Here is a 7,376-nt window from a genome sequence, read left to right as displayed (position 1 = left end):
GCGGGCAGCGCTCAGCCCGGTGTCGTCGCCGGCGCCCGGTCCGCCTCCCTGGGGGCGGGCACCCGCGCGGGCCGGGGGAGCCGGGCGCAGCGCGCACCGAGCGCCACGAGCAGACCGGTGGGCAGGAACACCGCGTCGCACACCACCATCGACAGCGACAGCAGCGGGATGCCGAGGAGGACCGCGATGCCCAGGTGCTCCAGGATCATCACGGCGAGCAGGGCGTTCTTCAGCCGGCGGTGGGCCAGCGTGAAGGGGAACGCCACCTGCACGATCACGGTCCCGTAGGTCAGGGCCAGGACCAGCAGCGTCTGGGAGGCGAGGAACCCCGAGAGCGCCGGCCAGGGCGCGAAGTAGTCCAGGTGCAGGGCGTAGTGGAGCGCGCTGCCCTCCTGCCACCGCGAGCCCTGGATCTTGTACCAGCCTGCGGTCGCGTAGATCAGGCACACCTGCCCGGCGACGACGACCATCGCGGCGTTGTGGAGCATCGAGGCGGCGGCGTCCAGGACGGCCCGCGCCTCGTGGCGGGGGAACCAGCGGGCGGCGGCGTACCAGACGCCGAGGACCGCCCAGAGGATCCACAGGGCGGCGGCCCAGCCCCACGGGGAGTGGGCGGACGCGGTGAGCAGGGGCGCGGGCGCCAGCGCCCACAGGGTGATGCCCGGGATGTCGAACGCCGCCCAGGAGGTACGGGCCGCCTCGGCCCCGCCCGCGTCGGCGGCCCGCTCCAGGTCCGACGCCCGTCGGCGGGCGCGGCGGGCGTCGAGGGACCACACCTCGGCGCAGCGGGTGAGGACCAGGTAGATCACCATGATGCGCAGGACGTTGTCGCCGCCGTCGCCCACCAGGCTGTTGCGGTTCTCCAGCGAGAGCACGCCGACCATGAGGAGGGCGGACATGGTCCGGGTGCGCCAGCCGAGCAGGACGGCGACGGCGGCGGCCGCCGCCAGGGTGTAGACGGCCTCGAACCAGAGCTGCCCGTCGTTCCAGAGGAGCACGGTGAAGCTGCGCTCCTCCGCGACCAGGATCCGGGCCAGTTCGGACGAGAGGGGGCTGCGGTTCCCGTACAGCACGTGGCGGTGGGGCCACTCGCGCACCAGGAAGGCGAGGCAGACGGCCGCGAGGCCGATGCGCAGGACGGCGGCCTGGTACGGCGCCCGCACCGTGGTGATGTCCGGCAGCCGCCGCGCGAGGCGTGTCGCAGGGGCGGAGAGGAAGGTCGAGCGGTTCATGTCACAGCTTCCTGAAGTCCTGCGGGACGACCGGCCACCAGGGGAGCATCCGGTACTCGGTCGTGTCCGACCGCACCTCCCGGCTCCATTCCGGCGGGTCGATCAGGGTGAAGCGGCCGGCGACCTGCACCGAGGTGACCCGGCCGCCGTCCCGGACGGCCCCCACCCGCTGGAGGACCACGCGCTTGAGGTAGGTGCCGGTCAGCTCGCCGCGCGCGCCCTTGGGGAGGTCGCCCTGGACGCTGTGGGTGGCGACGTACGAGTCCCATGCCCGGCGGAGCATGTTCTGGTCCACGTGGCTCGGTGCCACGGCACCGCGGATCGACGCGATGTCCTGGTCCGTGAGGTTGATCCAGTCGGAGAGCCGGGTGCGGCCGTCGGCGTCGACCGTCGTCACCCGGACGCCGACGGCGTCGTTGCGCTGCATGGGGTTGGGGGCGAAGAGCTTCCAGTCCTGGGCGAACTCGGGCTGGACGTAGGCGTCGATCCCCTCGTGGTGGCGCACGCTCAGGGCGTTGGCCGGTGCCACGCCGAGGAAGACGAACCCCAGGTGGGCGAGGAGGGCGCCGCTCAGTGTCAGCGCCGTGACCGCGAGCGCGATCGTCGACGCGGGGGACCACCGGGCGGGGTGCCGTGGTTCTCGCATCATGCTCCTTGGGTGAGGTGGCCCGTGCGTCGTCGGCGTGCTCGCACGGGCCACATCTGCTCAGCGGGATCGTCGGCAGCTAGGCCACGCTGCCGTGGTGGTGCCTAGAGCGGGCAGTTGTCGACGCGCACGCCCTGGTAGTTGATGCGCGGGTCCTGGTCGCTGAGGTAGTCGGCGACGTTGTTGGCCGCCCCGCCGCCGTACCACTGCGGGTTGTCGACGACCTGGAAGAGGGTCGGGTTCTGCGGCGCGTTCTGCGCGATGCCCAGGTTCGACCGCGGCGGCGGGGCGCCGAAGACGCTGCTGTACAGGATGTCGGTCGAGACCGGCCACTCCTCGGGGTGGTTCTTCCAGAAGCCGGGCGAGCACCACTCGGCGTCCCCGGGCGGAGTCGTCGTGCCGTCGGTGCCGGTGGTGCCGGTGGTGCCGGTGGTGCCGGTGGTGCCGTTCGTCCCGGTGGTGCCGGTCGTCCCCGTGGTTCCCGTGAGGCCGATCAGGCCGGTCGTGCCGATGAGACCGACGTCTCCGATGATCTTCGGGGCGAAGACCGCGTTCTGGGTGCAGTACCCGAACGTGCCCTTGCAGCTGTGGTTCAGGTTGTGCTTCGACTTGTCGATGACGACGTGGTCGCCGCCCTTGTCGTGCCCCTCGTCCCCAGCGCCGTGGCGGACGTGCGCCGCCGCGTCGACGGTGCCGCCGAGTGCCTGGGAGGCGGTGACGGTGCCCAGTGACAGGGCGCCTACCGAGAACGCGATGAGCAAACCGCGGAAGTACCGCATGGAGTGTCTGTCCTTTCGTCCGGCGGGAAGAAGCTCCCGTCCTAGCCGCCCCTAACGGGGGCGGACGGCGGCGGGTGACGACAGGAGACACCAACTCGCCGGTACGGCCCAGGCGTTGCGATTAACGGAGAGCTCCGCCATCGGGAGCACCTGAGGTGAAGATCCTGGGGATTCTGATGTCAAACGGATCTCCGGACATCCCCCTGCCGACCTGGGCCGTCTCTCCGTTCGGCGGAGCGCCCGGGGGGCGCCCGCGGTCAACCGGGAGAAGAACCCTTTCGGCCCCGCGCCCGTATCGGTGGAATGACCGATGTGCGGGGCGGGCGGGTCCCGGCAGAGTCCTCGGGAGATCGTTCGCGGGCGTCCGTGGCGCCCGTTCTTCGAAAGGACCCTCTGTGGACACGTATGCGGATCTGGTGTTTGTCGGTGGACGGGTGGTCACGGTCGACGCGGACTTCACCGTCGCCGAGGCCCTCGCGGTGACCGGGTCGGTCATCGGCGCCGTCGGCACCCGGGAGGACATCGCCCCGTACGTCGGCCCCGGGACCCGTGTCGTCGACCTGAAGGGCGCGACGCTGCTGCCCGGCATCAACGACTCGCACCTGCACGGCGCCGCCTTCGGCATGTCCTCCCCGCCGCTCTCCCTCGACCTGGGCCACCCCGCCGTCGCCTCGCTCGCCGACGTGACCGAGGCGGTGCGCCAGGCCGTCGGGCGCGTCCCGGCGGGGCAGTGGATCACCGGGCACGGCTGGGACACCGGCTACCTCGACGAGTGCGTCGCCGACCCGTCCCGGCTGCCCTCGCGCGCCGACCTCGACACGGTCAGCCCGGACCACCCCGTCGTCCTGTACTCCTTCTCCGGCCACGCCACCTGGGTCAACTCCAAGGCCCTGGAGCTCATCGGCGTCGACCGCGACACCGTCGCCCCGCCCGGCGGCGCCATCGTCACGGACGGCACCGGCGAGCCGACCGGTCTGCTCCACGAGGGGGCGCAGGCCCTCGTCCAGAACGCGCTGCCGCCGCTGAGCCGGCAGGAGCGGGCCGAGGCGATCCGCTCGACCCTCGCCACCCTCGCCGGACTCGGCGTGACCAGCTACACCGAGCCCGGGCTCGGCCCCGGCGGCGACGGCATCATGCGCGGCACCATGGGCACGGAGACCCTGGACGTCTACCGCGAGCTGCTCGCCGCGGGCGAGCTGACCGCCCGCGTCGGCGTCCTGCTCCTCCCGACCGGCATGGCGAGCACCGCCGAGGAGTTCGCCCGGAACCTCGACGCCCTGCACGGGGTCACGGTCGGAGACGACCCGCGCCGCCTCACCGTCCACGGCGTCAAGATCTTCGCCGACGGCATCGTCCCCAACAAGACGGCCTGGATGCACGAGCCGTACGTCGGCGGCGGCTGCGGCTCCCTCTGCGTCGGCGGCGACCTCGACGACGAGCGGATCGCCGAGATCCGGGCCATGATCCGGCACGCCCACGCCGCCGGACACCAGCTCGGCGTCCACGCCACCGGCGACCGGGCCATCGACACCGTCGCGGACGCCTTCGCCGAGGCCGCGGCCGCCCTCCCGAGGCCCGACGCCCGCCACTACGTCATCCACGGCGACTTCCTCACCCCGCACGCCATGAAGGTGCTGGCCGAGCACGACTACGGCGTCAACATGAACCCCACCATCAAGTGGACCGTCGCCGACATGGAGGAGGAGTTCGTCGGCACCGGCCGCGCCGCCTACGCCTGGCCCTACCGCGACGCCATCGACGCGGGCGTGCGGGTCGCGAGCGGTTCCGACGCCCCCGTCACCCTCCCGGACTGGCGCCAGGGCGTCGCCACCATGGTGCTGCGCGAGTCGAAGGCGGCCGGCCGGGTCAGCGGCCCCGAGCAGCGCATCGCGCTGGCCGAGGCGATCCGCACGTACACCGTCGTCGCGGCCTGGCAGGACTTCGCCGAGGACTGGAAGGGCTCCCTGGAGCCGGGCAAGGCCGCCGACCTGTGCGTGGTGGACGGGGACCTGCTCGGTGCCGACCCGCACGCCATCCCGGAGATGCCCGTCGTCCTCACCGTGATGGACGGGCGGATCGTCCACGACACGCTGCGCGATTGACGCCGACCGGGCGGATGATCATCCTGGAGGGATGGCAGCACAGCGCGACACGGCGGACATACTGGACTCGGCCCTCCGTGTCCGCGAGGCCGCCAGGAGCGCCACGGCCGGCGCGACGGGCGCCGACACGGTCCTGGCGGCCCTGGCGGAGGTCGTGGAGCACGACCACGCCTCGCTGACCCGGTGGGACCCGCGGCGCCGCCGCCACACCACGCTGGCCGGCAGCTACCCCGAGGACGCCACGGCCTACATCGAGACCCGCCTCCACCGGGACCCCGTCTTCACCGTGCTGCGCGGCCCGGCCCGGGGCGGGCTCTGGCTCGGGGACGTACCGGAGGAGCTGCTGGCGGCCTCGCCGGGCTTCCAGGACGTCCTGGCCCCGCTCGGCATCGAGGACGGCGTGGCCCAGTGCCTGTTCGCCGCCGACGGCCGGTACGTCGGCATGCTGAACATCAGCGTCCGGGGCCGCCGCCGCACCCCCGACCCCGCCCGCGCCGTCGTCACCCTGCTCACCGAGTCCCTCGCCGCGGCCGTGGCCTCCTGCGACGGCCCGGCGGTCGCGGAGGCCGCCGCGCCCGGGACCGGACCAGGCGGGGAGCGGCCCGGCGGGCTCTCGCCGCGGGAGCTCGACGTGCTCGCCGAGCTGACGGCCGGCCGCACCAACCGGCAGATCGCCGAGCGGCTGTACGTCACCCCGCGCACCGTGGGAACCCACGTGGAGCACATCCTCGCCAAGCTCGACGTCCCCAACCGGGCGGCGGCCGCCGCCCGGGCCGCCGCCTGGGGCATCACACCCGCCCGCTGACCCCTGCCGGGACCGGCCATCGGACACTGACGCGTAGGGACGAGGGGGGGTGGGGGCAGGGTGGAGTGGACGATCGCGGCGGGCGTGCTCGCCGGCCTGCTGATCTCGGTGGTGACCGCGCCCGTGGGCGTCTCCGGCGCCGTCTTCCTGCTGCCGGTCCACCTCAGCGTCTTCGGCGTCCCCAACCCCGCGGTCACCCCGACGAACCTGCTGTTCAACGTGGTGGCCGGCCCGGGCGCCCTGTGGCGCTACCGCCGCGACGGCGCCCTGCGCGGCCCGCTCGCCCGGCGCCTCGTCGCCGGCACGATGCCCGGGGTGGTGGCCGGCGCGGTGATCCGCGTCCACGCCCTGCCGGGCCCGACGGTCTACCGCGTCCTCATCGCGGGACTCCTCCTCCCGCTGGGCGTGTGGCTGTGCGCCCGCACCCTCCTCCCGGCACGCCGCCCCGGCCCGGCGGCCCCGGCCGCGGAGCCGTCGCCCGGCGCGCTGACCGGCCTCGCCCTCGCCGTCGGCGTCGTCGGCGGGATCTACGGCATCGGCGGCGGCTCGCTCCTCGGCCCGGTCCTCGTCGCCCGGGGCCTGCCCGTCGCCCGGGTCGCGCCGGCGGCCCTCGCGACCACCTTCGTGACGTCCGTCGTCGGCGCGGCGACGTACGCCGTCCTGTCCCTCGCCGGCACGGGCGACATCGCGCCCGACTGGTGGCTCGGCCTCGCCTGCGGTCTGGGCGGTCTGATCGGCGGCTACTTGGGCGCCCGCCTCCAGCCCCGGCTCCCCGAGCGCGCCCTCCGCCTCCTCCTCGGGACGCTCGCCACGACGATCGGCGCCCTGTACGCGGTCCAGGCCCTGACCTGACCTGACCCGCCCTGACCCGGGCCGTCGTCGGGGATCACCCGACGGGCCGGTCGCCGGGGATCACCCGACGGCGACGCCCAGCCGCTCCGCGACCGAGGTGAGCGCCTTCCCGAGGGGCAGGGCGACCCGGGCGGCGGCGAGCGTGTCGCCCCGGGTCGGGTCCCGGTTGACGATCACCACCGGCGTACCGGCCTGCGCGGCCTGCCGGACGAACCGCAGCCCCGACATCACCGTCAGCGACGACCCCAGCACCAGCACCGACGCCGCCTCCCGCACCAGCTCGCGGCAGCGCTCCACCCGCACCGCCGGCACGGTCTCGCCGAAGAACACGACGTCCGGCTTGAGCACCCCGCCGCACACCACGCACGGCACCACGTGGAAGTCCGCGACCTGCTCGTCCGTGAGATCGGCGTCGCCGTCCGGGTTCAGCGCGGCCGGCACCGGATCGAAGCCGGGATTGGCCTCCTCCAGCCGCCGCGCCAGTTCGCGCCGCGCGCTGACGTCGCCGCAGCCGAGACAGACCACCCGGTCGAGGCTCCCGTGCAGGTCCACGACGCCGTCGCTGCCGGCGGCCTGGTGCAGCCCGTCGACGTTCTGCGTGATCACCCCGGCCAGCAGCCCCGCCCGGCCGAACGCCGCCACCGCCCGATGCCCGTCATTGGGCCGCGCCCGCCCGAACGTGCGCCAGCCGAGGTGGCTGCGCGCCCAGTACCGCCGCCGCGCCGGGGCACCGCCGGTGAAGTCCTGGTAGGTCATCGGCGTGTGCCGGCTCAGGCTCCCGCCCTCGCCCCGGTAGTCCGGGATCCCCGACTCGGTCGAGATCCCGGCCCCGCTGAGCACCACCACCCGCCCCGCCCGCACCACGTCGACGACCGGCTCCAGGTCCGTGGTGCCCGGCGGCAGGTCCTCGGTCGGTGTCCAGCTCAAAGTAGGCCGCATACGCATGCCGCCAGCGTACGA

The 7,376-nt window shown here is 74.0% G+C and carries 7 protein-coding genes; 3 read left to right on the top strand and 4 right to left on the bottom strand.

Annotation, left to right across the window (positions count from 1 at the left end; genetic code table 11):
- Nucleotides 1-11: 11 nt before the first annotated feature.
- The 3 genes from ACFW1I_RS21435 to ACFW1I_RS21425 all read right to left on the bottom strand — a co-directional run bounded on the left by ACFW1I_RS21435 (nt 12) and on the right by ACFW1I_RS21425 (nt 2,657).
- The gene (locus tag ACFW1I_RS21435; RefSeq protein ID WP_384672244.1) at nt 12-1,232 is read right to left on the bottom strand and encodes an HTTM domain-containing protein; all 1,221 of its coding nucleotides are present in this window, start codon (nt 1,230-1,232) and stop codon (nt 12-14) included.
- 1 nt (nt 1,233) lies between these two features.
- Complete coding sequence (locus ACFW1I_RS21430) at nt 1,234-1,881, bottom strand: DUF5819 family protein (protein ID WP_384672241.1); 648 nt, start codon at nt 1,879-1,881, stop codon at nt 1,234-1,236.
- A 101-nt stretch (nt 1,882-1,982) separates the two neighbouring features.
- On the bottom strand, nt 1,983-2,657 hold the full coding sequence (locus ACFW1I_RS21425) for a hypothetical protein (protein ID WP_384672239.1): 675 nt from the start codon (nt 2,655-2,657) through the stop codon (nt 1,983-1,985).
- Nucleotides 2,658-3,052: 395 nt separating this feature from the next.
- Between ACFW1I_RS21425 and ACFW1I_RS21420 the strand changes: the two genes are divergently transcribed.
- Genes ACFW1I_RS21420 through ACFW1I_RS21410 form a run of 3 tightly spaced genes read left to right on the top strand, consistent with a single transcriptional unit; the run spans nt 3,053 to nt 6,416 of the window.
- On the top strand, nt 3,053-4,759 hold the full coding sequence (locus ACFW1I_RS21420; protein WP_384672235.1) for an amidohydrolase: 1,707 nt from the start codon (nt 3,053-3,055) through the stop codon (nt 4,757-4,759).
- 31 nt (nt 4,760-4,790) lie between these two features.
- The gene (locus ACFW1I_RS21415; RefSeq protein ID WP_384672232.1) at nt 4,791-5,564 is read left to right on the top strand and encodes a LuxR C-terminal-related transcriptional regulator; all 774 of its coding nucleotides are present in this window, start codon (nt 4,791-4,793) and stop codon (nt 5,562-5,564) included.
- Between the two features lie 60 nt (nt 5,565-5,624).
- Nucleotides 5,625-6,416 (top strand): TSUP family transporter, encoded by a 792-nt coding sequence (locus ACFW1I_RS21410; protein ID WP_384672230.1) that lies wholly within the window; start codon nt 5,625-5,627, stop codon nt 6,414-6,416.
- Between the two features lie 60 nt (nt 6,417-6,476).
- Here ACFW1I_RS21410 and ACFW1I_RS21405 read toward each other — a convergent pair whose 3' ends face one another.
- Entirely contained in the window at nt 6,477-7,361 is an 885-nt protein-coding gene (locus tag ACFW1I_RS21405; RefSeq protein ID WP_384672228.1) for an NAD-dependent protein deacetylase, read from the bottom strand.
- Between the last annotated feature and the right edge of the window lie 15 nt (nt 7,362-7,376).

This window comes from Streptomyces sp. NPDC058955, assembly GCF_042741435.1.
In the GTDB taxonomy this organism is placed as follows: Bacteria; Actinomycetota; Actinomycetes; order Streptomycetales; family Streptomycetaceae; genus Streptomyces.
The sequence above is the reverse complement of the archived record's forward strand: the minus strand, read 5'-3'. Positions and strand labels throughout refer to the sequence as shown.

Coding starts and splice junctions, on each gene's coding strand:
- ACFW1I_RS21425 (WP_384672239.1), bottom strand. CDS start 2,657: ATGCGGTACTTCCGCGGTTTGCTCATCGCGTTCTCGGTAGGCGCCCTG.
- ACFW1I_RS21405 (WP_384672228.1), bottom strand. CDS start 7,361: ATGCGTATGCGGCCTACTTTGAGCTGGACACCGACCGAGGACCTGCCG.
- ACFW1I_RS21435 (WP_384672244.1), bottom strand. CDS start 1,232: ATGAACCGCTCGACCTTCCTCTCCGCCCCTGCGACACGCCTCGCGCGG.
- ACFW1I_RS21415 (WP_384672232.1), top strand. CDS start 4,791: ATGGCAGCACAGCGCGACACGGCGGACATACTGGACTCGGCCCTCCGT.
- ACFW1I_RS21430 (WP_384672241.1), bottom strand. CDS start 1,881: ATGATGCGAGAACCACGGCACCCCGCCCGGTGGTCCCCCGCGTCGACG.